Source organism: Helicobacter sp. 12S02232-10, from assembly GCF_002272895.1.
GTDB lineage: Bacteria > Campylobacterota > Campylobacteria > Campylobacterales > Helicobacteraceae > Helicobacter_J.
The window spans coordinates 1-527 of the sequence record NZ_MLAQ01000041.1 but is presented as its reverse complement, the minus strand read 5'-3'; the positions used below and the strand labels follow the sequence as shown (position 1 = coordinate 527).

Below are 527 nucleotides of genomic sequence, written 5' to 3'. Positions count from 1 at the left end.
AAGCTTTGATACAACCAATCCTTCTGAAAGTTCTTATTTCCAAACCAACCATATTGGAATGGGTGTGACCAATGGCAAAACTGGTTCTTCCATCACAGCTATTGGCTTGCATTCTTTAAGAAGTATGTCCAAAGGAAGTGAAACCGATTCCAAAGGTTATGATGATAAAACAGGAATTGATAATGGTGCCATCACTTTAAATGTCCACGATGGTGCAGGCAATAAGATCTTAAGCCTCAATCTCATCAACACAGGAGCAACCTTAGAACTTAGCCCTTTATATACAGGAATGAAGATTAATGATGCAATCACTAATGCCTTTGGCAATAAAAATGATGTCACAGCTTGGAATCTCTTCAATACCTTTAACATCCGTGGAACTTCTTTGAGTGGGGATACCAATAACTTCTTTGGTGGAAAAGCCAATAGTGGTGGGATGCATATGGTCTTTGCAAAAGCAAGTGATGATAAGAAAGGTCTAGAAACAATCCTCAAAGAAAAGGATAGTAGTACAAATCTCTCATTGA

General features: G+C 38.1%; 1 protein-coding gene. It reads left to right on the top strand.

All coding sequences use genetic code 11. The annotated features are described in order from the left end of the window. A partial coding sequence (locus tag BKH41_RS09940) for a hypothetical protein (protein ID WP_180762819.1) occupies positions 1-527 on the top strand: 527 nt, incomplete at both ends.